The sequence below is a fragment of the Novosphingobium soli genome, from assembly GCF_042432915.1.
Classification (GTDB): domain Bacteria; phylum Pseudomonadota; class Alphaproteobacteria; order Sphingomonadales; family Sphingomonadaceae; genus Novosphingobium; species Novosphingobium soli.
Genome location: NZ_JBHLWK010000015.1, coordinates 149,526 through 173,669, shown reverse-complemented (window position 1 = coordinate 173,669; position 24,144 = coordinate 149,526). Strand labels below are relative to the sequence as shown.

23 protein-coding genes are annotated in these 24,144 nt (G+C 68.5%); 8 read left to right on the top strand and 15 right to left on the bottom strand.

The annotated features are described in order from the left end of the window. Window positions 1-127: 127 nt before the first annotated feature. From ACFFJC_RS13055 to ACFFJC_RS13045, 3 genes are all read left to right on the top strand, one after another. Window positions 128-1,234, top strand: a complete 1,107-nt coding sequence (locus ACFFJC_RS13055) for a S41 family peptidase (RefSeq protein WP_379487918.1) — start codon at window positions 128-130, stop codon at window positions 1,232-1,234. A gap of 45 nt (window positions 1,235-1,279) precedes the next feature. Next, complete coding sequence (locus tag ACFFJC_RS13050) at window positions 1,280-2,290, top strand: zinc transporter ZntB (protein ID WP_379487917.1); 1,011 nt, start codon at window positions 1,280-1,282, stop codon at window positions 2,288-2,290. Window positions 2,291-2,364: 74 nt separating this feature from the next. Beyond that, the gene (locus ACFFJC_RS13045; protein WP_379487916.1) at window positions 2,365-3,639 is read left to right on the top strand and encodes a cytochrome P450; all 1,275 of its coding nucleotides are present in this window, start codon (window positions 2,365-2,367) and stop codon (window positions 3,637-3,639) included. Window positions 3,640-3,736: 97 nt separating this feature from the next. Here ACFFJC_RS13045 and ACFFJC_RS13040 read toward each other — a convergent pair whose 3' ends face one another. The 6 genes from ACFFJC_RS13040 to pepN form a co-directional block, all read right to left on the bottom strand. Then, window positions 3,737-4,273 (bottom strand): adenine phosphoribosyltransferase, encoded by a 537-nt coding sequence (locus ACFFJC_RS13040; protein WP_379487915.1) that lies wholly within the window; start codon window positions 4,271-4,273, stop codon window positions 3,737-3,739. A gap of 96 nt (window positions 4,274-4,369) precedes the next feature. Further along, the gene (locus ACFFJC_RS13035; protein WP_379487914.1) at window positions 4,370-5,209 is read right to left on the bottom strand and encodes a cytochrome c1; all 840 of its coding nucleotides are present in this window, start codon (window positions 5,207-5,209) and stop codon (window positions 4,370-4,372) included. Between the two features lie 28 nt (window positions 5,210-5,237). Beyond that, complete coding sequence (locus tag ACFFJC_RS13030; RefSeq protein ID WP_379487913.1) at window positions 5,238-6,566, bottom strand: cytochrome b; 1,329 nt, start codon at window positions 6,564-6,566, stop codon at window positions 5,238-5,240. Between the two features lie 24 nt (window positions 6,567-6,590). Beyond that, window positions 6,591-7,124, bottom strand: coding sequence for a ubiquinol-cytochrome c reductase iron-sulfur subunit (gene petA, locus ACFFJC_RS13025; protein WP_379487912.1), 534 nt, complete (start codon window positions 7,122-7,124; stop codon window positions 6,591-6,593). A 227-nt stretch (window positions 7,125-7,351) separates the two neighbouring features. Beyond that, on the bottom strand, window positions 7,352-8,134 hold the full coding sequence (gene pgeF / locus ACFFJC_RS13020; protein WP_379487911.1) for a peptidoglycan editing factor PgeF: 783 nt from the start codon (window positions 8,132-8,134) through the stop codon (window positions 7,352-7,354). Then, entirely contained in the window at window positions 8,127-10,781 is a 2,655-nt protein-coding gene (gene pepN, locus ACFFJC_RS13015) for an aminopeptidase N (protein WP_379487910.1), read from the bottom strand. Before pepN ends, pgeF begins: the two co-directional genes overlap by 8 nt. Window positions 10,782-10,889: 108 nt before the next feature. On the opposite strand from pepN, the gene ACFFJC_RS13010 reads away from it, so the two are divergent. Further along, window positions 10,890-11,681, top strand: a complete 792-nt coding sequence (locus ACFFJC_RS13010; protein ID WP_379487909.1) for a Rossmann-fold NAD(P)-binding domain-containing protein — start codon at window positions 10,890-10,892, stop codon at window positions 11,679-11,681. 76 nt (window positions 11,682-11,757) lie between these two features. On the opposite strand, the gene ACFFJC_RS13005 is transcribed toward ACFFJC_RS13010, so the two are convergent. Further along, complete coding sequence (locus ACFFJC_RS13005; protein WP_379487908.1) at window positions 11,758-12,150, bottom strand: hypothetical protein; 393 nt, start codon at window positions 12,148-12,150, stop codon at window positions 11,758-11,760. Window positions 12,151-12,458: 308 nt separating this feature from the next. Between ACFFJC_RS13005 and ACFFJC_RS13000 the strand changes: the two genes are divergently transcribed. Then, entirely contained in the window at window positions 12,459-12,857 is a 399-nt protein-coding gene (locus tag ACFFJC_RS13000) for a hypothetical protein (protein ID WP_379487907.1), read from the top strand. Window positions 12,858-12,918: 61 nt separating this feature from the next. Here ACFFJC_RS13000 and ACFFJC_RS12995 read toward each other — a convergent pair whose 3' ends face one another. Together ACFFJC_RS12995 and ACFFJC_RS12990 are read right to left on the bottom strand one after the other, a co-directional pair. Beyond that, window positions 12,919-13,836 (bottom strand): DMT family transporter, encoded by a 918-nt coding sequence (locus ACFFJC_RS12995; RefSeq protein ID WP_379487906.1) that lies wholly within the window; start codon window positions 13,834-13,836, stop codon window positions 12,919-12,921. Between the two features lie 25 nt (window positions 13,837-13,861). Next, window positions 13,862-14,857, bottom strand: a complete 996-nt coding sequence (locus tag ACFFJC_RS12990; RefSeq protein WP_379487905.1) for a threonine aldolase family protein — start codon at window positions 14,855-14,857, stop codon at window positions 13,862-13,864. 81 nt (window positions 14,858-14,938) lie between these two features. Here ACFFJC_RS12990 and ACFFJC_RS12985 point away from each other — a divergent pair, with 81 nt between their 5' ends. Together ACFFJC_RS12985 and ACFFJC_RS12980 are read left to right on the top strand one after the other, a co-directional pair. Continuing rightward, window positions 14,939-15,229 (top strand): GNAT family N-acetyltransferase, encoded by a 291-nt coding sequence (locus ACFFJC_RS12985; RefSeq protein ID WP_379487904.1) that lies wholly within the window; start codon window positions 14,939-14,941, stop codon window positions 15,227-15,229. Window positions 15,230-15,471: 242 nt separating this feature from the next. Then, window positions 15,472-17,895, top strand: a complete 2,424-nt coding sequence (locus tag ACFFJC_RS12980; protein ID WP_379487903.1) for a TonB-dependent receptor — start codon at window positions 15,472-15,474, stop codon at window positions 17,893-17,895. A gap of 27 nt (window positions 17,896-17,922) precedes the next feature. Here the strand turns inward: ACFFJC_RS12980 and ACFFJC_RS12975 are convergent, their stop codons facing one another. The 5 genes from ACFFJC_RS12975 to ACFFJC_RS12955 all read right to left on the bottom strand — a co-directional run bounded on the left by ACFFJC_RS12975 (window position 17,923) and on the right by ACFFJC_RS12955 (window position 22,734). Beyond that, a complete protein-coding gene (locus tag ACFFJC_RS12975; protein ID WP_379487902.1) occupies window positions 17,923-18,615 on the bottom strand; it encodes a phosphotransferase-like protein in 693 nt (230 codons plus the stop codon). Beyond that, entirely contained in the window at window positions 18,612-19,556 is a 945-nt protein-coding gene (locus tag ACFFJC_RS12970) for a DUF7064 domain-containing protein (protein ID WP_379487901.1), read from the bottom strand. The genes ACFFJC_RS12975 and ACFFJC_RS12970 overlap by 4 nt, the downstream gene beginning before the upstream one ends. Beyond that, entirely contained in the window at window positions 19,553-20,008 is a 456-nt protein-coding gene (locus tag ACFFJC_RS12965) for a nuclear transport factor 2 family protein (RefSeq protein WP_379487900.1), read from the bottom strand. The genes ACFFJC_RS12970 and ACFFJC_RS12965 overlap by 4 nt, the downstream gene beginning before the upstream one ends. A 100-nt stretch (window positions 20,009-20,108) precedes the next feature. Further along, entirely contained in the window at window positions 20,109-21,338 is a 1,230-nt protein-coding gene (locus tag ACFFJC_RS12960) for a M20 metallopeptidase family protein (RefSeq protein ID WP_379487899.1), read from the bottom strand. A gap of 19 nt (window positions 21,339-21,357) precedes the next feature. After that, entirely contained in the window at window positions 21,358-22,734 is a 1,377-nt protein-coding gene (locus ACFFJC_RS12955; RefSeq protein ID WP_379487898.1) for a lipopolysaccharide biosynthesis protein, read from the bottom strand. A gap of 120 nt (window positions 22,735-22,854) precedes the next feature. Here ACFFJC_RS12955 and ACFFJC_RS12950 point away from each other — a divergent pair, with 120 nt between their 5' ends. Then, entirely contained in the window at window positions 22,855-23,610 is a 756-nt protein-coding gene (locus tag ACFFJC_RS12950; protein ID WP_379488038.1) for a phosphocholine cytidylyltransferase family protein, read from the top strand. 66 nt (window positions 23,611-23,676) lie between these two features. On the opposite strand, the gene ACFFJC_RS12945 is transcribed toward ACFFJC_RS12950, so the two are convergent. Further along, complete coding sequence (locus tag ACFFJC_RS12945) at window positions 23,677-24,141, bottom strand: HIT family protein (RefSeq protein WP_379487897.1); 465 nt, start codon at window positions 24,139-24,141, stop codon at window positions 23,677-23,679. Window positions 24,142-24,144: the final 3 nt, after the last annotated feature.

The following is a 24,144-nucleotide window of genomic DNA, read 5'->3' as shown; positions in this document are numbered from 1 at the left end:
CCGGCACCTCGTCTGGTTGCCACTCGATCAACAGCATTGATCGCCCGATCTGCGCACTGGCGCTGCCTTTCGTCTCCTGCGACAGTGTCGCGGTATCACCTCTCACGCGAAAGCCCCCCACTTCGCCATGCCCCAGCAGACCTCCTTCTACCTGGCGATGACCGCCGGCGTCGCCGCCGCTGGCGTGGGCGCCGTGCTGCTGGCGGTCCCGGCACGCTCGACGCCGGCCCAGACCTGCGACGCGCCGCCTGCGACCGATGCCGACGCCGCAGCCTGCGAACTCGCCGCGAAGCTGGAGCGCCTGTACCTCGATCGGGAAACCGGCGCTCGGTACGCCGCTGCGCTGCGCGACAGCGTCGCGGCGGGTCGCTATGCCTCCCTGTCGGCCGAGCAGGCGGCCGCGGCCATCACGCGCGACCTCCAGGCCGTTTCGCCCGACGGGCACCTGCGCGTCTTTCCGGCCGGCGGACCGCGCCCTGGCGCAAAGGGTCCGCCGCAAGGTGCCGAGGCGCCGGCGCTGGAGCAGGCAGGCTGGATCGCGCCGGGCATTGCCTACCTGCGGATGACCATGTTCCCTCACGATCCCGCGGTGACCCAGGCTGCGGCGCGCTTCATGGCGGAGCATGCGACGGCCCGTGCGCTGATCTTCGACTTGCGCACGCATCGGGGCGGCGGCGTCGAGCAGATGGACGTCATCCTGCCGTGGCTGTTCGCCGAGCCGACGCGGCTCGTCACCATGGAGACCACCCTGGCGGCCGAACGCGAGCTGGGCTCCCCGGTCGAGGGACTTGCCTCGATGCGCAAGCTGGACGATCCGGCGATGGTGCGGCGCGAGCACTGGGTCACCCCCAATGCCGAGAGCTCGCTGCGCGGAGCGCAGGTCTACCTGCTGGTCGGACCGCGCACGGCCTCGGCTGCCGAACATTTCGCATGGGCCATGAAGACGACCCGCCGCGCTACGCTGGTCGGCGAGCCGACCGCGGGCGCGAACCACTTCGGCGGGGAGATCGCACTGGCCGGCGGCCTTGCGGCCTTCCTCCCGGTCGGGCGTACCTTCGACCCGGTGACGGGGCAGGACTGGGAAGGAACCGGAGTGCTCCCCGACCTGGCGGTCGCCAAGGAGGTCGCGCTCGAACGGGTGCTCGTCGAACTGGGCCTGTCCGCTGCGCAGGCGCGCGCGCTTTCGCAAAGCCACCGCCCCACCTTGCCCATGGATCGCCGCCCGCGCGGCTGAGCGCGCCCTCTTTTGCCCCTGGCGTATTTGGGGCATGGAAGCGGGATGACGCCCGAGATGCCGCTGGACGACGAGCACTGTACCTTGCCGCTGCTGTTCGGCCGCGTGCTCGACGGAGCGGGCGGCGCCCGCCGCATCGACTGGGACGAGGCGCGCCACTGGCACCCGCGGCATGAGGGCGAGATCCTGTGGATCCACCTGCTGCGCACCCATCCCGGCGTGGAGGACTGGCTGAAGCACCACCTGGGCATCCCCGAGCCCACCGCCGAGCTGCTGACCGGCGATGCCACCCGCCCCCGCGCCTTCCGCGAGGGCCGTGCCCTGGTGGCCACGCTGCGGGGCATCAATTTCAATCCCGGCGCAGCGCCGGAGGACATGCTGTCGTTGCAGCTGTGGAGCGACGGCACGCGCGTGATCACGCTTCGCCGCGCGCCGCTGCAGACGCCGCGGCTGGTGTGCAACGACCTCGACGCGGGCGAGGGTCCGGTGGACGCGGGTGCCCTCGTCACGGCGCTGGCCGAGCACCTGATCGACCGCATGAGCCACGCCGTGGTCGACATGAACGCGATGATCGACGCGCTCGAGGACGCGACCGCCGACACCTATTCGGACCAGACCTTCGACAGCATCGCCATGATCCGCCGCCAGAGCCTGGCTCTCAAGCGCCATATGTCGCCGCAGCACGAAGCGCTGATGGCGATCGCCAGCGGAGCGCCCGACTGGTTCGAGGATCACGACCGGCGCGAGATCGCCGAATCGATCGCGCGGCTGCGCCGCTACCTCGACGACCTCGACATCAGCAAGGAATCGGCGCTGGTGCTGCAGGACGACATCCGCGCGCGCGCCGCCGCCAACACCCAGCGCACGCAGTACGTCCTGGCGGTGATCGCCGGCATCTTCCTGCCCCTGACCTTCATCACCGGACTGCTGGGCATCAACGTCGGCGACATCCCCCTCTCCCATCCGGGGTCCCACGGATTCTGGATCATCGCCGGGCTGTGCGCCGGCATCCTGGGGATCGAGGTGCTCCTGCTCCGAAGGCTCAAGTGGTTCTGACCAGGCATCGCCCCAGCGGTTGACAGTGTGCCGGGCCGCCAACACTCTGACGAAAACGCCATGGGAGAGATGGTGTGTCAGACCGGCCGGACTATCCCGACTTCTACTCGGACCCCGAGGTGATCGACCGCCCGCGCGAGTTCTTCGCCGACCTGCGAAGCCGCTCGCCGGTGCTGCGCGAGGGCTACCACGGCTCGCTGATCGTCTCCGGCTACGAGGAGGCGAACGAAGTGCTCACCCGCCGCGACGGCACCTTCTCCTCGCTCGTCTCGGTGCTGGGTCCCCTGCCTGGCCTGCCTTTCGCGCCCGAGGGCGACGACATCGGGGCGCAGCTTGAAGCCCACCGCGAGACGCTGCCCTGGAGCGCCCACCTGGTATGTTTCGATGGCGAGGACCACGTGCGTCATCGCGCGCTTCTCACCAGCCTGCTCACCTTCAAGCGCCTGAAGGCGAACGAGGCGTACCTGCGCGATCTGGTCAACCGGCTGATCGACGGTTTTTCCGCGGCCGGCGGGTGCGAAGTGGTGACCCAGTTCGCCCACGCCACCTCCACTTACGCGATCAGCGACATCATGGGCATCCCGATGGACGATCGCGCCGAGCTGCTCGACCTGCTCGGCGCTCCGCCGAGCCAGATCGACGGTGACGCCGCGCACAAGGTCGGCCCCGATCCGCTGGTTTTCCTCAAGGACCGGTTCGACCGCTATATCCTCGATCGGCAGGCGCAGCCGCGTGGCGACCTGCTCTCCGACCTCGCCAACGCACGCTTCAAGGACGGCACCGTGCCGCCTTACGAACGGCTCTCCGAACTGGCGCGCTTCCTGTTCGGGGCGGGGCAGGACACCACTTCGCGGCTGATCGCGATGGCCGTGCGGGTGCTGGGCGACCGCCCCGATCTTCAGGCCCAGTTGCGCGCCGAACCCGCCCGCATCGGCGACTTCATTGAGGAAACGCTGCGCATCGATCCGCCGGTCAAGGCGATCTATCGCGTGGCGCGCCGCACCACCACCATCGGCGACGTGGACGTGCCCGCCGGCACCGTCGTGAACGTCAGCCTGACCGGCGCCAGCAACGATCCCCGCCATTTCGCCGAGCCCGACAGCTTCGACATGGACCGCGCCGCGCTGCGCGACCACATGGCGTTCAGCCGCGGCGGCCACGCCTGCATGGGGGCGCCGCTGGCGCGCCTCGAGGCGCGTGTCGCGATCGAGGAGCTGCTGGCCCGTACCTCCGAGATTCGCATCAGCGAGCCCCACCATGGCCCCCCCGAAGCCCGCCGCTATGCCTTCGAACCCACCTACAGCTTCCGCAACATCGCCCGGCTGCACATCGCCTTTGATCCGGCCTAGCGCCGCGCTACGCTGGAGCCGCGGTGTCCGCCCCGCGCGCAACGCCTACGCTAAGTGCGTCTTAGCCGCGCCCTAACGGCCTCTTACGGCCGCCCTGTCAGTGCCCCGGGAAGGCCATCAAGGCGCTGGCCGGAACACCTGCGTCGCGCAGCCGCTCGGCGCCCCCGAGGTCCGGCAGGTCGATCGCGAAGAGCGACTGGACCACATCGCCGCCCGCCCTGCGGAGCAGTTCCACCGCCGCCAGCGCCGTGCCACCGGTGGCGATGAGATCGTCCACGAGCACGATGCGCGCACCCTCGGCAACCGCGCCGGGATCGACCTCCAGCGTGTCCGTCCCGTATTCAAGGGCATAGTCGATCGCGAGCACCGGGACCGGCAGCTTGCCCGGCTTGCGCACCGGCACGAAGGGCAGGCCCATCCGGGCTGCCATCGCCGCGCCGAAGATGAAGCCGCGCGCTTCGATCCCGGCGATCGCTTGCGCCTCCGCGCTCTGCGCCAGCTGAGCGAGATGCCCGATCGCGGCTGCGAAGCCGGCGCCGTGGCCCATCAGCGTGGTCACGTCGCGGAACAGGATTCCCGCCTTGGGGAAGTCCGGGATCGTGCGCACTAAGGCGCGCAGTTCGTCGACGGTCACAGTTTCGCACTCCACATCGGCCCAAAAAGCAAGACGCCCCCGCCATCACCCGATGGCGGGGGCGTCGCAGCCCTTAGCAGTCCCAGGGACGCTGTGTCAGTGCTTCTTGCCGGCCCAGATGTTCCGGTACGCCATGTAGCCCAGCACCGTCGCGAAGAGCAGGAAGAGCGTCACCGCCAGGCCGGTCTGCTTGCGCTTTTCCAGCTTGGGCTCGGCCGTCCAGATCAGGAACGCGGAGACGTCCTTGGCCATCTGGTCCACCGTCGGCTTGGGATTGCCGGCGCCGTACTCGACCTGTCCGTCGCTGGTGAGCGGCGGGGCCATCGCGAGGTTCAGGTTCGCGAAGTAGGGGTTGTAGTGAAGGCCCTGCGGCGTCTTGGCATCCGGGAAGTGCTTGAGCAGTTCCGCCGGTTGCGGACGGTATCCCGTGATCAGCGAATAGATATAGGCGGGGCCGTCGTGGCGCGCCTTGGTCATCAGCGACAGGTCCGGCGGGATCGCGTTGTTGTTCGCGGCGCGCGCGGCGATGTCGTTGGCGAAGGGCTTGGGGAAGTAGTCGGTGGGCTGGCCCGGGCGCATGTTGGCCTCGCCCGTGTTGGGATCGGTGCCGGGGACCTGGAAGCCCGCTGCGATGGCCTTCACCTGGCCTTCGGAGTAGCCCAGCTGCTCCAGGTCGCGGAAGGCGACGTGGCTCAGCGAGTGGCAGGCCGAGCAGACTTCCTTGTAGATCTGGAAGCCGCGCTGCAGCTGCTGCTTGTCGAAGCGGCCGAAGGCGCCGTCGCTGGCGAAGTGGACTTCGCGCGGGTGGAGGTGGAACTCGTGCTCGGCCGTGGGCGCGGCGGGCTCGGTGATCGCCGTGTAGGCGCCCTTGCCGAACGACCACGCCAGGGCGACCGTGAAGAACAGCCCGACGAGGATCGAGAGAATGCGTGCCATGTCTTTCGTCTTTCGCTCTAGCTGTTGATCAGGCGCCGTGGACGGCGGTTTCGCCGTGCACCGCTTCGGTCGCGCCGTGGGCGGGCCGCAGCTGCGCGCCCTCGTCGTGCCCGAGCACCGACTCCGTGATGGAGTAAGGCAGCGGCAGCGGCTTCTCGATCGCAGAGCAGATCGGCAGGATGATCAGCCAGTGCGCGAAGTAGTAGAGCGCGGCGAGCTGGCTGAGCATGACGTAGGGTTCCTCCGCCGGCGCGCCACCGCAGTAGAACAGCACCGCCATCGCCGGGATCAGGCCGAACCAGAAGAACTTGCGGTACATCGGGCGGTAGTTGCCCGAGCGCACCGGCGACTTGTCCAGCCAGGGCAGGAAGAACCACACCAGGATCGCGCCGAACATCGCGAGCACGCCCATGAGCTTGGCCGGGATGATGAAGAAGTCCTGGGTGAAGGCGCGCAGGATCGCATAGAACGGCCAGAAGTACCATTCGGGAACGATGTGCGCGGGCGTGCTCATCGGGTTGGCCGGGATGTAGTTGTCCGGGTGGCCCAGCGCGTTGGGGAAGTAGAACACCGCAATCGCGAAGAGCAGCGCGAAGGCGCCCACGGCCCAGCCGTCCTTGGCGATGTAGTAGGGGTAGAAAGGGACCGTGTCGCTCTCGGTCTTCACCTCGACGCCGGTCGGGTTGGACGAGCCCGGGATGTGCAGCGCCCAGATGTGCAGCACGACCACGCCCACGATCACGAAAGGCAGCAGGTAGTGCAGCGAGAAGAAGCGGTTGAGCGCGGCATTGTCGGGCGCGAAGCCGCCGAGGAGCCACTGCTGGAGCGGCTCGCCGACGAAGGGGATCGCGCCGAACAGGCCGGTGATGACCTTGGCGCCCCAGAAGCTCATCTGCCCCCAGGGGAGCACGTAGCCCATGAACGCCGTCGCCATCATCAGCAGGAAGATGGTGACGCCCAGCAGCCACACCATCTCGCGCGGGGCTTTGTAAGAGCCGTAGTAGAAGCCGCGGAAGATGTGGATGTAGATGACGACGAAGAAGGCGGAGGCGCCGTTGGCGTGCGCGTAGCGCATCAGCCAGCCCCAGTTCACGTCGCGCACGGTCATTTCGATCGTGTCGAACGCCACGGCGGTGTTCGCCGCGTAGTGCATGGCCATGACGATGCCGGTGACGATCTGGATCGTCAGGCAGATCAGCGCCAGGAAGCCGAAGTTCCAGAAGTAGTTGAGGTTGCGCGGAACCGGATAGCCGCCGCCCACCGCATTGAAGACGAGGCGCGGCACGGGCAGCTTCTCGTCGATCCACTTCATGAAGGGATGGCTGGGGGTATATTCCTTGGCCCAGGGAAAGCTCATGTCAGTGATCCTCTCTCTTGGCCCTTAGCCGATCTTCACGACGGTGTCGGAGGCGAACGCGTATTCCGGAACCTCGAGGTTCTTGGGCGCAGGGCCCTTCCGGATGCGGGCGGCGGTGTCGTAGGACGAGCCGTGGCAGGGGCAGAAGTATCCGCCGAATTCGCCCTTCACCTCGCCCTCTCCGGCGCCGAGCGGCACGCAGCCCAGGTGGGTGCACACGCCCATGGTGATGAGCCAGTTCTCCTTGCCCTCCTTGGTGCGCTCCTTGAGCGTCTGCGGATCACGCAGGGATCCGACGTCGACGCCGTTGGCCTCCTCGATCTCCTTGGGAGTGAGGTTACGCACGAACACGGGCTGCTTGCGGAAGATCGCCTTGATCGCCTGGCCGGGCTGGATTGCGGAAATGTCGATCTCGGTCGAGGAAGCCGCAAGAACGTCAGCCGACGCCGACATCTGGCTGACCAGCGGGATGACGATCCCGACGCCAGCGACACCCGCGGCGCTCACTGCGGCGATGTTGATGAAATCGCGCCGCCGCACGCCCTCTGTTTCTGCCATGTTTGCCCTTGCCTTGCTTTCGACAACCCACTGCCGGGGGACCGACAGGAGGCCAATCTGACCAACGGTATCCTGGTATCCCCCTTGTCGGCTCAATTCGCGGGGCGCAGCCCGCTCCTCTTCCGACTTTGCCGGCCTGATATACACGAAACCGGATCGTGCCAACCGCCTTTTTGGTCGTGGCAAGGCACTGTAACGGCGCGCGGTTCAATCGTCGCGCAAGTAACTCAAGCCAGTCCGATCAAGGAGATCTGCCGCCCGTAGGCGGGCTCCTGGCGGTGCGTGGCGCGGCGGTACGAATAAAATCGCTGCGGCGCGGCATAAGTGTCGAGGCCGAGGCCTTCCACATGGCCGATCCCGGCTGCGCGCAGGCGGCCCATGAGGTAGCCTTCGAGGTCGAAGTGCCAGTGGCCGGGCCGCCCTTCGGCGAAATGGCGGGGATTGTCCGGCCCTTCGGCCAGGAAGCGGTCGCGGAACGCCTGGTCCACTTCGTAGGAGGGGGAGGCGATGCAGGGACCGACCGCCGCCACGATGCTTGCGCGGCGGGCGCCGAGACCTTCCATCGCCGCGATCGTCGCGTCGGTGACGCCCTGGATCGCGCCTTTCCACCCCGCGTGCGCCGCGCCCACAACGCCGGCAGAGCGATCCGCGAGGAGCACGGGCGCGCAGTCGGCGGTGAGGATGCCGAGGAGCCGGCCCGGCCGGTCGGTGACGAGCGCGTCAGCGTGCGGGCGTTCCGCCTCGGCCCAGAGCGGATCGCCCGCGACGGTGCACAGGGCCGAGTGGACCTGGTAGACCGTGACCAGCCGCACGCCAGGCAGCACCGCATCGGTGGCGAGCGCCCGATTGCGGGCGACGCTGGCCGGATCGTCCCCGGCGCCGTGGCCGACGTTCAGGCCGGCCACGTCCCCCGTGCTGACGCCTCCGGAGCGGCCGAGGAAGCCGTGCGGCAGCCCTTCGAGAAGCGGCGCGCGGCTGACGTCGACCGCACCGGGCTCGGCGTCAGCCAAGGCTCTTCGACACCTGTTCGCGCACGTCGCGCGACAGGTCCGGCACCGCCGCCGTCCGCTCCAGCTCCGCACGCATCTGCGCCGCGCGCACCGGCTCGATCCGGCGCCAGCGCCCCAACGCGGGAACGAAGCGCGCGGCGGTCTGGGCATTGATCGGGTCGAGCTTGCGGATGAGCTCGCCGATCATGCGGTAACCCTCGCCGCTCTCGTGATGAAAGGCGTCGGGATTCGCCGTGGCCGCCATGTAGAGCGCCCTGACGCGATTGGGGTTGCCCATGGTGAAGTCGGGGTGCCGGGCAAGCGCGCGAATGTGCTCGAGCACGCGCGGGTGGAACGAGCCTGCCTGGAGCGAGAACCACTTGTCGATGACCAGTGCATTGCCTTCATAGCGGCGGTGGAAGTCGGCCAAGGCCTCCTCCCGTTCGGGCGCATCGAGGCTGGCGAGCACCATGAGGGCGCCCTGGCGGTCGGTCATGTTGTCGGCGGCGGTGTACTGGGCGTAGGCCCGCCGGGCGCCCTCGGCCGGATCGCCGGCGGCGATGAGCGTGAGCGCCTGCGTCTTGATCTTACGTGCGCCGCGGGCCGCGGCATCGCGCGCGTAAGCCACGGCGGCGGCGCGATCGTGCAGGGACCGCAGCGGCCCTGCCAGCTCGCGCCCGAGCCAGCGCTTCAGTCCCTCCCGTTCGGCGTGAATGGCGCCGGGATCGGAGACGGCAAGCTGCTCGGCCAGGTAGGTCTCCGCCGGGAGGATCATCAGCTCGCCGCGCATGAGGTCGTCGAGAGCCGGATCGGCGATGATCGCGGCGAAAGCCTCGCCGATCGCGTGGCGCGCCTCGGCCCGGGTGGCTTCGTCGAGCTGCCCGCTCACCGCAGCGACGAGGTGCTGCACTACCAGCCCCTGCATCGCCTCGTAGCGGGCGAAGGGATCGTCATCGTGCGCGGCGAGGAACACCAGGTCGGCATTGTCGCGCGGGAAGCGGATCGCGACCGGCGCCGAGAAGCCGCGGTTGATCGAGAGCACCGGCGGCCGAGCGAAGCCGTCGAAGACGAAGGTGTCGCTATCCTTGTCCAGCACGACGAGCTTCTCGCCCGAGTGCTCGCCCCGGTCGCGGTCGTAGAGCGCGAGGCGCAGCGGGATCGGCATGGGCTGCTTCTCGGGCTGGCCAGGAGTGGCGGGCACGCTCTGGGTGAGCCGGAGGATCGCCTGCGTGCCCTTGTGCTCCAGTTCCACGCCGACTTGCGGGGTGCCCGCCTGCGCGTACCAGAGGCGGAACTGCCTCAGATCGAGGCCGGCGCCGTCCTCGATCGCCTTGACGAAGTCCTCGCAAGTGGCCGCTTGGCCGTCGTGGCGGTCGAAATAGAGGTCGGTGCCTTTCCGGAACCGCTCCGGGCCCGCCATGGTGCGCATCATGCGGATCACCTCGGCACCCTTGTTGTAGACGGTGGCGGTGTAGAAGTTGCTGATCTCCTGGTAGGAATCGGGCCGGATCGGATGTGCGAGGGGGCCGGAATCCTCGGGGAACTGGGCGATGCGCAGCACTCGCACGTCCTCGATCCGCTTGACCGCCTCGCTGCCCATGTCGGCGCTGAACAGCTGGTCGCGCAGCACCGTGAAGCCTTCCTTGAGGCTGAGCTGGAACCAGTCGCGGCAGGTCACGCGGTTGCCGGACCAGTTGTGAAAGTATTCGTGGCCGATCACGCCCTCGACCGCGTCGTAGTCGGCATCGGTGGCCGTCTCCGGGTCCGCCAGCACGTAACGCGTGTTGAAGACGTTGAGGCCCTTGTTCTCCATCGCGCCCATGTTGAAGTCGGATACGGCGACGATATTGAAAAGATCGAGGTCGTATTCGCGCCCGAACGTCTCCTCGTCCCACTTCATCGAAGCGATCAGCGAGTCCATCGCGTGCTGCGTGCGATCTTCGTCTCCGGGACGGACCCAGATGTTGAGGTCGACCGTTCGACCGGTCATCGTCGTGAAGGTGGCGTGGTTGGCGACGAGTTCGCCGGCGACGAGGGCGAAGAGGTAGCTGGGCTTGGGCCAGGGGTCGTGCCATTCGGCCCAATGCGTGCCGTCGGCGTCCTCGCCCTGCGCGGTGCAGTTGCCGTTTGCCAGCAAAATCGGGAACTTAGCCTTGTCCCCGCGCATCCGCACGGTGTAGGTGGAGAGCACGTCGGGGCGATCGGGGAAGAAGGTGATGCGCCGGAAGCCCTCGGCCTCGCACTGGGTGCAGAGCATGCCGTTCGACGCATAGAGGCCCATTAGCTGGCTGTTAGCGCCGGGGTTGAGGCACGTTTCGATCTCCACCTGGTGCGCTTCTCCGGGCAAAGCGACGAGCAGGTCGGGCCCATCCATGCGCCAGTCGTGGACCTCCTGCCCGTCGATACGCAGGGTCAGGGGGGTGATCTGGTCCCCATTGAGCCGCAGCGTGGCCGTGCCGTTGCCCTCCGGATTGCGCCGCACCGAGAGGCGGGAGGCGACCCGCGTCTCCTCGAGGCCGAGGCGGAAATCGAGCGCCACTTCGGGGACCAGCCAGGCCGGCGGCAGGTAATCCTCCCGGCGGATCGACGGCGGCGCCTGCGGCGGCGGGGCGGCGTCGGCAACCTTGGGGTTCTCGGCGGGCTCGGAGGGTCTGCTGGCGATGTCCATGCGGCATACTTAGAGGCTCGGACCGGGATTGCCAGCGCGGGCTCATCCGAATTCCGGCGCGGATGGGCGCTTCTCTGCAGCGGCGATGGTGACTATGACGTCGCCGGCATGCCTCGTCTCTTCATCTTCGGCCTCGGCTACACCGCGCGCTTCGTGGCGGGCCGCTTCGCCGCGCTCGGCTGGGAGGTGATCGCGACCGGCCGCGAGGGCGATCTCGGCTTCGACGACGCCGGCAGCGTGCGCGTGGCGCTGGCCGACGCCGACCATGTGCTCTCCTCGGTCCCGCCCGGGCGCGAGGGGCGGGGCGAGCCGCTCGACCCGGTGCTGGAGCGCTACGGCGACGCGCTCGGCGGCAAGGCGCTGTCCTATCTCTCCTCCACCGGTGTCTATGGCGACACCGGGGGCGCCTGGGTGGACGAGAGCGCCCCCGTCGGCCGTGGCCGCCGCACCGCTCGCAGCGAGGCCGACGCCGCCTGGCTGGCGCGGGGTGCGCGGGTCTACCGCCTCCCGGGGATCTACGGGCCCGGACGCTCGATCTTCGAGCGGCTCGCCGAAGGACGCGCCCACCGCATCGACCTGCCGGCGCAAGTGTTCAGCCGCGTCCACGTGGAGGACATCGCAGCCGGCGTCGTCGGCGGCATCGCCGCCCCGGGCGGCGCCTACAACCTCGCCGACGACCTGCCCTGCGCGCAGAACCGGCTGGTGGAGGAGGCCTGCCGCCTCACCGGCGCCGCGCTGCCGCCGCTGCAGGCGCTGGACGAGGCCGGCCTCTCGCCGATGGCGCGGGCGTTCTATGCGGAGAACCGCCGCGTCGCCAACGGCAAGGCCCGCCGCGTCCTCGGCTGGCAACCGCGCTATCCCACCTACCGGGAGGGGCTGCGGGCACTGCGCCCCGGCTGATGTACCGCCGGCCGTTCGCTAGGCGGCGTGGACAAATTCGACGTCTGCTAAATGGCAGCAACGGAGTGGAAAGCGGTCATTGATCTAAGCACTTGTCCGGCATTGTCGTGCACGGCTCTACCTTTACCCATTCGACCACCCTGACTTCCTTTGTGGGTCCATCGTATTTAGGCGAAGGGGTGATCTCTTCGCCCAAAAATTCGACTGTGATCCAAGGAAACGACGACAGGCCAAGCTCGGCTGCGTTGCGCTTTGCTTTCTCTAGTCGGGGCTTTAAATCCTTTCCGATCCCCGACATACGCCAAGGAGAAATCTTTTCCTGTCCGCTCCTGAATTCCATTTCCGGATAAAACTCGGGGCCATGCGGTCCCAATACTGCCATTCCTCGGAACCGCTCATATTTTCCCGGGAAGTTGCATCCCGACAAAGCTAAAATCGTCAGCGACAAGGAAATGTAATAGCGCAACATCGCTGCATGTTAGAAAATCAGCGAAGGACTGCAACGGGGCGGAAGCCGCCGTAGCCATCCTCCCCGGAACGGGGAGGGGGACCACCCGGAGGGTGGTGGAGGGGCACCCTCGGTGTGCGTGCCATCTCGTTAGCCCACAGCAGAACTTCCTGTCGATCACGGTCACGCAAACGCTCGTGCCCCTCCACCATGCTTCGCATGGTTCCCCTCCCCCAAGGGGAGGATGGGGCGTAAGCTGCCATTTCGCTTGAAAGTGCGATTTTTCGCACCGGAATGGCCAGGTTGGGTGGATTGCTGCCACAAAGCGGATGGCATCAGCTATGCGAATCAAATTGATCCCTGCCGCCTGTGCTCTGTGTTTTGTAAACCCAATTGCCACTGCAAGCGTTATATCTTGGGATAAGAGCGTTGGGGACTTCTTGACGCAGGCATTAGCATTCTTGATGGCGTCGCCCATTATTGCATGGCTGCAAATTCTCGGCGTCTTCATTGTCAAGAAGTCGATACCTATAAGATTTAAGGGCGCTATTGTCGTCTTTTCACTCGCAGCTGCGCTTGATTATCTACGGTTGGTTATCTTGATCGATCTCGCAAGATCTTCAACATCTGCCGTTGCCTTGCTTATTCATCCGTTGATCTTTCAACCTCTGTGGGTGCTGCCCATCGGCGCAGTTATTGCTTTGTTGGGTCGCCGCAAGCCGGGCTAATCTTTTGCGCGAAATGTCCGCCATGGGGCGTGACCGGACCGTCTGAATTTGTCCACGCGCCCTACGCCGCCTTGCGCCGCGCCGAGAGGGCGATCACCAGCCCCGCCATCGCCAGCACCGCCCCGGCCACGGCCAGCGTGGTCCAGCGATAGCCCTCGAACAGCGTCGAGAGCGCCATCGCCACCACCGGCACCGCGACGCCGTTGTAGGCCGCGCGGCCCGGCCCGAGCTGGCGGATCAGCATGAAGTAGAGCGGGAACGTCACCACCGAGCCCATGATCGCAAGATAGAGGATGCCCGCCAGGTATTCCCAGCGCGTCTCGATCACCGGCGGCCCCGCAGTCGCCAGGCTCCAGACGATGTCGATCAGGGTCCCCCACAGCATCGACCAGGCGATCAGCGGCACCACCGCCAGCCCGCGCGCGACGCGCCCGGCCTGGAGCACGTTCGCCACCGAGGCGCTCAGCAGCCCGGCGCAGGTGAGCGCCACGCCCAGCACGATGCGACCCTCGGGCGGGGCGGAGCGGTACTCGTGGACCAGCAGCAGCGCGATGCCCGACATCGCCACCAGCGAACCGACCACGAAACCGGGGGCGACCCGCTGCTGGAGGAAGATGCGCGCAAGGATCGCATTGGGCACCATCAACAGCGCATAGAACACCGCCACCAGGCCCGAGGTCAGGTGGATTTCGGCCTGGTAGACGAACTGGAAGTTGCCGACGAACTGCGCCAGCCCGACCAGCATCGAGAGCACCATCCCCTCGCGCGGGAGGCGCAGCGGATCCCGGCGCAGCAGCGCAAGGACGAACATGCCGACGCAGGCGACGAGGAAGCGGTAGGTGATTGACCACGAGGCCGGGACCGATCCGACCTGGTCCTTGATGACCAGCCAGGTCGAGCCCCAGATCGCGGTCACCACCAGGAAGGCGATGACGATGCGGGCACGGGAGGCCGGCGCCTCCCCGGCACCGGCGCTCACGGCGCCCTCGTCTGCGACGCGATGCTCACAGCGCCGCGATGGCGCGGGCCAGCGCCTCGACGTGATCGTCGCGCGCGTCCCATGCCGTCACCAGCCGCGCCGCGTCCGGGCCCCAGTCGTAGAAGGCGAAGCCCTGCGCCCGCAGCGCCTCGCGCTCGTTCGCGGTGCAGGACAGGAACACCTCGTTGGCCTCTACCGGGTGCAGCAGCCGAGCCGGGTCCGCCGCGGCGATCCGGGCCGCGGCGGCATTGGCCGCGCGCGCGTTGGCCAGCCACACGTCGTCCTCCAGCATCGCCAGGATCTGCGCGGCCATGAACCGTCCCTTGGACTGGAGATGGCCGGCGCGCTTGCGGCGATACCGGATCGTGCGGGCCGCCTCGACGTCGAAGAAGACGATCGCCTCCGCGCTCATCCCGCCGTTCTTGACGAAGCCGAAGCTGAGCACGTCGATGTCGCCTGCCGCCTCGGCCGGGCTGCAGCCGAGGAACGCCACCGCATTGGCGAAGCGCGCCCCGTCCATGTGCAGGCCCAGCTTGCGACCACGGGCGAAGGCCGCGATCGCCGCCAGGTCCGCCGGCCTATAGACGCAGCCGTACTCGCTCGCCTGGGTGATCGAGACCGCGTGGGGCTGCACCTGGTGGACGTCGTCGCGGATCGGGTCGAGGATGGCGGCGAGCGTCTCGGGCGTGACCCGGGCGCTCTCCCCTTCGGCCAGCAGCAGCTTGGCGCCATGGAGGTAGAAACCGGGCGCGCCCGCCTCGTCCATCTCGATGTGCGCTTCGCGGTGGCACGCGACCGCGCCGTGCGGCGACACCAGCGCGGCCAGGCCCAGGCAGTTCGCCGCGGTCCCCGTCGCCACCCACAGCACCGCGCATTCGCGCCCGAACAGCGCGGAGAAGGCGCCGTCGAGCCGGCGGCTGAGATCGTCACCGTCGTATGGGGCGTCGGCGGCATCGGCCGCCATCATCGCCTTCCACACGGCGGGATGGACGGCGGCGGCATTGTCGGACGTGAACTGCATGGCCCCATGCCCTGAAAGCAGCCGCCTGGAACGTCAAGCACTACCCCGGCGTTCGCACCCTGACAAAGAGGAGAACCGCCCATGGTCGGCGTTACCATCACCAAGCACGAGAACGGCTCGACCGGCGAGTACCACGCGCACGTCGCCGACAGCGATCACATCGGCCGGCTCACCTGGACCGAGCGGGGCGGCGTTCGCTACGCCGAGCACACGCTGGTCCCGCCGCCGATCGGCGGTCGCGGCGTGGCGATGCGACTGGTCGAGGCGATGGTCGCAGACGCGCGCGAGAACGACTTCCGGATCGCGCCGGTGTGCAGCTACGTCGTGACCGCCTTCCGTCGCCATCCCGACTGGGCCGACGTCCAGGCCTGAGCGCCCGCGCCGATCCCCTCCTTGGTCCAGACCTGAGCGCGGGCGTGACCTCGCGCGCAATGGGTGCGCCGAGCGCAACCGCAGTCAAGGCCGCTTGCGCGCGGGGGAAATCGCCCGGAGCGATCCCGCGCTAGACAGCCCGTCCGAACACCGGCCGGCCGCAGAAGCCGGCAAGACCTCCGCCACGGACCGACGCCGCATGACGCGGCTCGCGCGGCGGAGCAGGGATGGGAGAGAACACGATGCGCAAGAGCATGCTCCTGCTGGCCGCCTCCGGGTGCGCGCTGGCCTGCCCCGTCGCCGGACAGGCGCAGGAAGCCGCCGCCCGGCCGGCCGAGGCCCCGAGGGTTGAGAACGGCGATATCATCGTCACCGCCCGCAAGCGGCAGGAATCGGTGCTCAAGGTTCCCGTGATCGAGACGGTGCTGAGCCCGGAGATCCTCTCCAAGGCGCAAGTGACCGATATCACGGGCATCACCAACCAGGTCGCCGGCCTGCAGGTGGGCAACAACGTGCTGACCGTGGGCACCCAGATCTCGCTGCGCGGCGTTGGCACCAGCTCGCTCGATGCCGGCGTCGACCAGTCGGTCTCGCTCAACATCGACGGGCTCCAGCTCACCCAGGGCGCCACGTATGCGGTCGGACTGTTCGACATGGCGCAGGTCGAAGTGCTCAAGGGTCCGCAGGCGCTGTTCTTCGGCAAGAACAGCCCGGGCGGCGTGATCTCGATCCGCACGGCCGATCCCGGCGACGAGGCGGAGCTGATCGCCCGCGCCAGCTACCTGTTCGAATCGCGCGAGCGGCGCGGCGAACTGATCTACTCGGCGCCGCTCAGCGACACCGTCGGCTTCCGCTTCGCCGGCATGTACTCCAAGGACGACGGCTATTTCCGCAACCGGGCCACGGCCCTCCCCGGCACCGGCGCCGTCGATCCCTCGAGCAAGCGCTACAACGGCGGCGACGAGTTCATCGTGCGCGGAACCTTCGTGTGGGAGCCGGACGACAGCTTCAGCCTGCGCCTCAAGGCCAATGCGACGGAGAAGCGCATCACCGGCGGCAGCTCGGCCTACGGCAGCTGCCCGGACGGGAACGGCGCTCCGGCCGGGATTCCCTTCATCAACCCGGCCGACGACTGCAGGGTGGACCGCGACATCTACATCGTCGATCTCGATCCGGCCGCCTTCCCCAGCGCGCGCAACGGCGGCGTGCCCTTCATGAAGTACCAGACCCAGTTCGGCACGCTGGAGATGAACTATGAAGTGGCGCCGCTGCTGACGCTGACGTCCACCACCGGCTACTTCAACACCACCGTCGACGGCTTCATCAACGGCGTCAATACGGGCTATGCCGGGCCCAGCCTGATGGCCGACAACCATTTCACCCGGCGCGACTACACGCAGGAGCTGCGCCTCCAGTCGGACTTCTCCAGCGCGCTGAATTTCCTCCTCGGCGGCTACTACCAGGACGGGCGGATCACCAACCGAGTCTTCGTCGGCGGCAACCTGGCCCTCTTCGGCAGCCCGGCGTTCACCACGCTGACCGCCGGCATCAACGACGTGGGGATCGACGCCTACTCCGGCTTCGGGCAGCTGCGCTGGCGCCCGGCGGAAACGCTCGAGATCGCCGGCGGCGTGCGCTACACCGACGAGAAGCGGCATGACGACGGCTATACCCTGACGGGAATCGACGCAACGCCCGTCACGGTCACAGTGGGGCAGCCGGACATCCGCTCGAAGAACTGGTCGCCCGAGCTCACGATCACCTACACCCCGACCGACGACCTGACGATCTTCGGCGCGCTCAAGCAGGGCTACAAGTCCGGCTCGTTCATCATGACCACGCCGCCCGCGGAAGGCGTCGACAACTCCTTCGGCGACGAGAAGGTGCGCGGCGGCGAGATCGGCGTGAAGGCGCGGCTGGCGGACCGCACGGTGACGGTGAACACGGCCTTCTACTACTACAAGTACTCGGACCTGCAGGTCGGCGCCAACGAGGTCGCCTCGGGCGGGCTCCCGGTGATCCGCACGATCAACGCGGCCTCGTCCAAGGTCTACGGCATTGACTTCGAGGCCACCTACCGCCCGCCCGCGTTCGAAGGCCTCAGCGCCAGGCTGGCGGTGAACTGGAATCACGCACGGTTCACCACCTTCGACAACGCGCCCTGCTGGGGCGGCCAGCGCATCCAGGACGGCTGCGACCGCTTCTTCAACGAGGATACGGGGCTGTTCCAGGCGCAGGACCTCTCCGGCGTGCCCCTGCCCAAGGCGGCCGACTGGACCGCCACGGGCGGTGTCGACTACGAGACCCCGGTCGGCGCCAGCATGAAGCTCACGCTGGGGCTGAACGGGCAGTATTCCTCGAAATTCCTGCGCAACCTGGGTGACCGCGCCGACTTCTACCAGCCCGCCTTCTTCAAGCTGAACGGCAACGTCGCGCTTGCGGGCGATACCGACGGCTGGGAGCTGGCGCTGATCGGCAACAACCTGACCAACAAGTACACCTCGGGCAACTGCACCCAGTTCAGCGGCGCCACCGGGCAGATCTTCCTCTCGCCGCTGACGGGTGGCACCACCCGCAACGCCGCGGGCGTGGACGAGCTCGCCTGCATCCCCGACCGCGGGCGCGAGGTGTTCCTGCGCCTGACCCTGCGGCCGTTCAGCCTCTAGGGGGCGGCGGGCGCGGTCCGGCCCCGGTCAGGAGCCGTACCGCGCCCGCAGCGTCTCGAAGGCCGTGCCCGGCCCCTGCGCCAGCCGCGTCTCGATCATCGCGCAGACCACCTCGGGACCATGAACCGCGGTGTCGATCACCAGGTCCGACACGTCGTTGCGGTAGACCTCCTCGTAGAACCAGGGGCGCAGGCGGGTCAGCCGGTCGACGATCCTGCGCGCGGCATCCTCGCCCAGCAGGTCGGTGGGGATCTTCTTGTCCATCCGCCGCTCGGCCACGCGCCGCTCGAGCACGTCGAAGGGCGGCCTGAGGGTGACCAGCAGCACCGGAAGCCCCGCCGTGCGCGCCACCAGGTCCTGCAGGACCGGCGGATCGCTCATCAGCAGGTGGTCGAAGATGACGTTGAGGCCCTGCCGCGCGCTCGCCGCCATCCATTCGTGCAGGGCAGCAAAGGCCTTCACCCCCTGCGGCCCCAGACGCCAGCGCAGCGGGCCGTCGGGGTCCGCGGGATCGACCGGCACCGCCTCGATCCCCTGCGCGGCGAGCGGGCCGTGGTGGCCGTAGCGGGCCGGCAGGGTGTTGGCGGTGAAGTGGTCGATGCCATAGAGCAGCCAGTAATCCTCCTGCCGCTTCTGGAACAGCTCGCAGGTGGTCGACTTGCCCGAGCCCGAGGTGCCGTTGACGACGACGATCTGCCCGGGCGCGACCGCGGGCGTCATGCCGGGCTTCCCACCGCGATCTCGCCGCGCGCGATGCGGCGGAAGCGCTCGACCGGGGCGAACTCCTGATTGTCGCCCCAGTGCTCCTTCCCGTCCCAGTCCCAGCGCACCAACGACCAGACCACCGTGTGATCGGTATAGCCGGTGAAGACGAGGCCGGGGTCGATGGTGCCGGTGGCCTCCATCGTCCGGCCAAGCGTGTCGGTCGCCTGCCACAGCACCCGCGCCGGCCCGAACTGGCCCCATTCCAGCACCTCGCGGCGGCCGGAGGCGAGGCTCGCCATCGTGCCGTCCTTCCAGATGAACCCGCCGATCGAGCGCGCCTCGGTGCCGGCGCCCATGGCGATGGCGTGGAAGGCGCTGCCGTCCGCGATGCCCCAGAAGTACCCGCCGCAAGCGAGCGACTCGTACTCCCGCGCGCCGTAGGAGGTGTCGCGCATCGACCAGCAGTCGATCGCCCACTCCTCGCCGTCGTGCCGCACGGTGCCCTGCATGCGGCCGGGTTGCTCGATGTGGAACTTCGCCGTCGCCGCCTGTCCCGAATCGCCGGTGCGCAGCTCGTGCGCGGGCCCGACCGCGGTCCAGGTGAGGTCGAGCAGCAGCCCGTCCTTGTCGTAGTCCAGCTTGTACCGGCGCATCGGCTCGACCATCCGGCACGACAGCGAATTGCGCGCCTTCATGTCGAACTTGCCGCGGGTGTCCGCCGGCAGCGCCTGGAGGTGGCTCCACTGATAGTGCAGGCAGTTCCACTGGAACGTCCCCGAAGGATCCCAGAGCACCGGCCCGCCGTTCAGCATCCCCATGTTGGGGCGGAAGTAGTACTGGATCATCCCGTGGACGTGCCGCTCGGGGATCGAGAGCGAGAACCACACGCTCTCGTTCCAGTAGGGATTGTCGTCGCGTCCGGCGCCGAACTGGTCGGCGAAGCTGAGGTCGTTCATGGCGCGGTCGCTCCTTCGGGCCATTCGATGGCCAGGCTGATGCGGGTGAGCGTCAGGGTGGCGATGCGCCATGCCCCGTTCTCTACGCGGTAGGTCTCGTGATAGTGGCCGCGCCCGAGGATGGCCTTCCAGCCTTCGCGCGGGTGGGCGGTGTCCCAGGTGATGGCGTCCTGCATGGCCCACACACCCTCGGCGTGCTCGGCGTCGTGGACCGTGATCTCGGCGGTGAAGCCCTGGTGGCAGGACACCGCGTGCTCCAGCGAGGCCCTCAGGCTCTGGGCATAGGCCTCTCCCCCGCAGAGCCAGATCCTCCCGTCAGGGGTGAGCACTTTCATGTCGCGCGTGAAGACCTCTGCCAGATGGTCCCACTGCTTGGTGTCCATCAGCCGGAAGTAGCGCGCCTTCAGGTTGCGGATGCGCTCGATCGCCTCGATCCGCTCGATGCCGTCCATTCCCTCTCCACCCCGTTCTGCGCCGGCAGGTCAGCAGAGCGGGCGCGGCGTGGCAAGCGCAGGAGACGCAGCGGCATCGACAATGCGACGCGCTGGCGCTTCAGCCCCAGCCCTGCGCCAGGAAACGGGTGGCGAGCGCCGCCAGGAAGGCGGCGCCGCGCGGCATCACGCTTTCGTCCAGCGTCATGCGAGTGGAGTGGATGCCGCAGCACTGCCGCCAGTCCGCCCCTTCGGGACTGGCGCCCAGGAAGAACATCGCCCCCGGCACGGTCTCCAGCACATAGGCGAAGTCCTCCGCCCCCATGATCGGGTCGGCCAGCCGCAGGAAGGCGCCCTCGCCCAGCAGTTCGCGCGCCACCCCCTCGCCGAAATCGACCGCGCCGGCGTCGCACACGGTGACGGGGAAACCCTGGAGGATCTCCACTTCGGCGGTGAGCCCGTGCGCGCCCGCGATCCCCGCGGCGAGCAGGGGAACCTCCTCGGCCAGACGCGCACGGTTCGCGGCGGAGAGCGTGCGCATCGTGCCGGTGAGCGTGGCGCTGTCGGCGATGACGTTGTGGGCGGTGCCGGACTCGATCCGGGTGACGCTGACGACCACCGGGTCGAACACGCTGAAGCGGCGCGCGACCATGGTCTGGAGCGCGCCGACGATCTCGCAGGCGATCGGCACCGGGTCGAGCGTGTCGTGCGGCATCGAGGCATGGCCGCCTCTCCCGGTCACGGTGATGCGCAGCTGGTCGGCCGCCGCCAGCAGCGGCCCCGCCTTCCCGCCGACGAGACCGTGCGGGGCATTGGGCATGACGTGGAGCGCGAAGGCGGCGTCGGGCAGGGGGCGGTCGAAACCCGCGCCGCCGAGCAGCCCGTCCTCGAGCATGAAGCGAGCGCCGTGGTAGCCCTCCTCGCCCGGCTGGAACATGAAGCGCACCTCGCCCCGCAGGTCCGAGGCGCGTCCCGCAAGGATCTCAGCGGCTCCGGTAAGCATGGCGACATGCGCGTCGTGGCCGCAGGCATGCATCACCCCCGGAACGGCGGAGGCATAGGCAAGGCCGGTCTCCTCCGGCATCGGCAGCGCATCCATGTCGCCGCGCAGCAGGACGCAGCGGCCCGGCCCCGCACCGCCACGCAGCGTCGCCACCAGGCCGGTGGTCGAAGGCCCTTCCGCCCATGCGAGAGGGAGGTGGGCCAGCGCCGCAAGAATCTTGTCGCGCGTCCTGGGGGTATGGAGCCCGATCTCGGGGTCGGCGTGGATGGCCCGGCGCAGCGCGACGATGCGCTCGGACAAGGCGCGGTCGGCCAAGGCGGCGGCTTCGGCGGCGAGGCTGGCGGTCATCGCCGCATGATACGCGCGCTCAGTCGGCTGTCGAGGCGGGTTCGTCCGTGACCGGGTCCGCAATGCCGACGGCGATCCGACCGCGCTCCACCTGCTGGAGCGTGCGCCAGGCCATCACCCCCATGGCGAGGTAGGACACCGCCCCCGCCAGCGCGACCGCCCAGGCGGCGCCGCTCGGCCCCATCGGGATGAACTGCCACAGCGCCACGCCCAGCGCCACGAGCGCGATCAGGCGCGCCACCAGCGACTGCTGCGCCCGCCCTGTGGCGTGCAGCACCGGCTCGAAGGCGACGCTGGCCAGGTCGAAGCTCGCCGCGAGCGAGAGCGGGACGAGGATCGCCGCGCCGCTCTCGAAATCGTCGCCGCCGATCAGCGCCAGCAGCGTCTCGCCGGCGAAGACCGCGATGAGCACGACGATGACCCCGGCGAGGCCCGCGATCAGGCTCGTCTGCACCGCCAGCTTGCGGAACTCGGCGGCCTTGGAGGCGACCCGGACCCGCGCCACTTCGGCATAGACCGAGCGCGTCAGCAGGGTCGAAAGCTTGCTCAGCGCCTGCGACAGCTGCGAGGCCAGGCGATAGAGGCCCGCCGCGCGCGTGCTGACCCAGCCGCCGACCACCAGCAGCGGTCCGTTCTTCATGGCCGCGTCGATGGTGGAGCCGCCATAGGTAATCAGGAAGAAGCGCGCGACGCCCGGGTTCTCCTGCAGCGCCTGGCGCCACCGCCCCAGGTTGGACAGCCGCACCGCCTCGGGCGCAAGACGCCGCGCCATGATCCAGTAGAGGATGGCCTCCAGGATATCGACCGCCGCCCAGGCCGCCAGGAAGCGCCCGACCGAGGGGCCGGTGGCCCAGATCAGCAACGCCGCGGCCAACCGGCCACTGGGCACGATGGCCTCGACGTAGACCGCCATGTCGAAGCGGTCGAGCGCGCGCACCACGCCCGTGGGTGCAGATACCAGTGCCCAGAGCGAGCCGAAGCAGTACCAGAAGGCGACGTCGACATAGTCCGGGTTGAGGTCCAGAACGTGGGCGAAGCCGAAGATCAGCAGCGCCGCCAGCAGGCAGCCGAACACCGCGCCGGCCGCGTCGATCATGCCGCACAGCATGCTCAGGCGGCCGAACTTGCCCCAGTCGCGCGCGTGGACGTGCTCCGAGCCGTAGCGGACCACCACCCGCCAGGTCTGGAAGCCCGCCAGCGAGGTCAGCGCCTGCGCGGTGCCGAAGATCAGCGAGAAGTGGCCGAAGTCCTTGAGGCCGAGCGTCCGCGTCAGGATCGCCAGGTAGGCCAGACCGCAGATCGCGCCGAAGCCCTTGCCGCCGAGCAGCCATGCCGTGTTCTGGAGGATCCGCCCTAGCGGGGTGGCGCTCTCGCGGCGGTATCGTTGCGCGGACATTGCGTCGCATTTGGACGAGGGTGCCGCCACTTGCAAGGGGATCGCGCGCGCCAGCCTTTCCTCTTGGTCCGCCAAGGAGTATGGCGCGCGGCTTCCCCCCAGCAGACCGAAGCCTTGACCATGATCGAACACGCCATCCTTCTCAGCGCCGGCCAGGGCTCGCGCCTGCTCCCGCTCACCGCCGAGCGGCCCAAGTGCCTGATCGACTTTTCCGGCCGCTCGCTCATCGAATGGCAGATCGAGATGCTCGCCCGCGGCGGCGTCCGGCGCATCGACGTGGTGACCGGGTTCATGACCGACATGCTGGAAGAGCACCTCCAGGCGATCCGCGACCCGCGGGTGGAGATCGCGATCCGCTTCAACCCGTTCTACAAGGTGGCGGACAACCTCGGCTCCTGCTGGATCGCGCGCGAGGCGATGCGCGGCGACTTCCTCATCCTCAACGGCGACACGCTGGTGTCGGAGGAGATCGTCGCCCGGGTCCAGCAGGGTGCGACGGGGCCGGACGGCAAGCCCTGGCCGATCGCCGTCACCGTGGACGTGAAGGCCGAGGGCTACGACAGCGACGACATGAAGGTGGAGCGCGCAGGCGACGGTCGCCTCGTCCACATCGGCAAGACGCTGACGGCGGCGCAGTCGAACGCCGAGTCGATCGGCTTCCTCGCCTTCCGCGGCGAAGGTGCCGACCTGTTCCGGGAGACCGTGCGCCAGGCGATGCGCACCCCCGAAGGCGTGCAGCACTGGTACCTCAAGGTGATCGACTCGATCGCGCCCACCGGCAAGGTCGGCACCGTCTCGATCGAGGGGCTGGACTGGGCCGAGGTGGACTTCCTCAACGACATCGAGATCGCGACGAGGCTGACCGACACCTGGTGACCGGCCTTGCGGCAGGGGGTGGGCCGCGGGAGATGGCCGCGAGCTGAGCTGCGGCCTTCGACACGCTCAGGCTGAGCGGGTCGAAGCGCCCGAACCGTCGCTCTGGTCGAAATGCCCCTTGAGCCACTGGACCAACTCTTCCCGGTCGGAGCCCTCCAGCGCCACGGCGTGGCCGAGGTCCGGCACCTTGGGCCAGCCGCAGTCGACGAACTCTCGCCCCTGCCACTCGCGCGCGCCTTCGTAGCGGGGGATGACGTGGAAGTGGACGTGCGGATCCACCATCATGAGCATCAGGTAGTTGAGCCGCCGGTAGCCCACGGCCCTGCCCAGCGCCGCCTCGATCGCGGCGGTGACGATCTTGAGCTCGGCATGGGCTTCGGCGGGGAGGTCGCCGAAGGCGGTGGCGTCGCTCTTGGCCGCCAGCACCAGTGCGCCGAGCGTCGGCTGTGCCGGGCGGGCGAGGACCGTCCAGTGCGCGAACTGCGCCACCTGCGTCGCCGGCCAGCCGAACTTCTCCATCGTCGCGTTCATCGG

What these genes read in the sequence shown, in the direction of transcription:
- ACFFJC_RS13055 (WP_379487918.1), top strand. Translation starts at nt 128, where the DNA reads ATGCCCCAGCAGACCTCCTTCTACCTGGCGATGACCGCCGGCGTCGCC.
- ACFFJC_RS13050 (WP_379487917.1), top strand. Translation starts at nt 1,280, where the DNA reads ATGACGCCCGAGATGCCGCTGGACGACGAGCACTGTACCTTGCCGCTG.
- ACFFJC_RS13035 (WP_379487914.1), bottom strand. Translation starts at nt 5,209, where the DNA reads ATGGCACGCATTCTCTCGATCCTCGTCGGGCTGTTCTTCACGGTCGCC.
- ACFFJC_RS13030 (WP_379487913.1), bottom strand. Translation starts at nt 6,566, where the DNA reads ATGAGCTTTCCCTGGGCCAAGGAATATACCCCCAGCCATCCCTTCATG.
- petA (WP_379487912.1), bottom strand. Translation starts at nt 7,124, where the DNA reads ATGGCAGAAACAGAGGGCGTGCGGCGGCGCGATTTCATCAACATCGCC.
- pepN (WP_379487910.1), bottom strand. Translation starts at nt 10,781, where the DNA reads ATGGACATCGCCAGCAGACCCTCCGAGCCCGCCGAGAACCCCAAGGTT.
- ACFFJC_RS13010 (WP_379487909.1), top strand. Translation starts at nt 10,890, where the DNA reads ATGCCTCGTCTCTTCATCTTCGGCCTCGGCTACACCGCGCGCTTCGTG.
- ACFFJC_RS13005 (WP_379487908.1), bottom strand. Translation starts at nt 12,150, where the DNA reads ATGTTGCGCTATTACATTTCCTTGTCGCTGACGATTTTAGCTTTGTCG.
- ACFFJC_RS13000 (WP_379487907.1), top strand. Translation starts at nt 12,459, where the DNA reads ATGGCATCAGCTATGCGAATCAAATTGATCCCTGCCGCCTGTGCTCTG.
- ACFFJC_RS12990 (WP_379487905.1), bottom strand. Translation starts at nt 14,857, where the DNA reads ATGCAGTTCACGTCCGACAATGCCGCCGCCGTCCATCCCGCCGTGTGG.
- ACFFJC_RS12985 (WP_379487904.1), top strand. Translation starts at nt 14,939, where the DNA reads ATGGTCGGCGTTACCATCACCAAGCACGAGAACGGCTCGACCGGCGAG.
- ACFFJC_RS12980 (WP_379487903.1), top strand. Translation starts at nt 15,472, where the DNA reads ATGCGCAAGAGCATGCTCCTGCTGGCCGCCTCCGGGTGCGCGCTGGCC.
- ACFFJC_RS12975 (WP_379487902.1), bottom strand. Translation starts at nt 18,615, where the DNA reads ATGACGCCCGCGGTCGCGCCCGGGCAGATCGTCGTCGTCAACGGCACC.
- ACFFJC_RS12970 (WP_379487901.1), bottom strand. Translation starts at nt 19,556, where the DNA reads ATGAACGACCTCAGCTTCGCCGACCAGTTCGGCGCCGGACGCGACGAC.
- ACFFJC_RS12965 (WP_379487900.1), bottom strand. Translation starts at nt 20,008, where the DNA reads ATGGACGGCATCGAGCGGATCGAGGCGATCGAGCGCATCCGCAACCTG.
- ACFFJC_RS12960 (WP_379487899.1), bottom strand. Translation starts at nt 21,338, where the DNA reads ATGACCGCCAGCCTCGCCGCCGAAGCCGCCGCCTTGGCCGACCGCGCC.
- ACFFJC_RS12955 (WP_379487898.1), bottom strand. Translation starts at nt 22,734, where the DNA reads ATGTCCGCGCAACGATACCGCCGCGAGAGCGCCACCCCGCTAGGGCGG.
- ACFFJC_RS12950 (WP_379488038.1), top strand. Translation starts at nt 22,855, where the DNA reads ATGATCGAACACGCCATCCTTCTCAGCGCCGGCCAGGGCTCGCGCCTG.
- ACFFJC_RS12945 (WP_379487897.1), bottom strand. Translation starts at nt 24,141, where the DNA reads ATGAACGCGACGATGGAGAAGTTCGGCTGGCCGGCGACGCAGGTGGCG.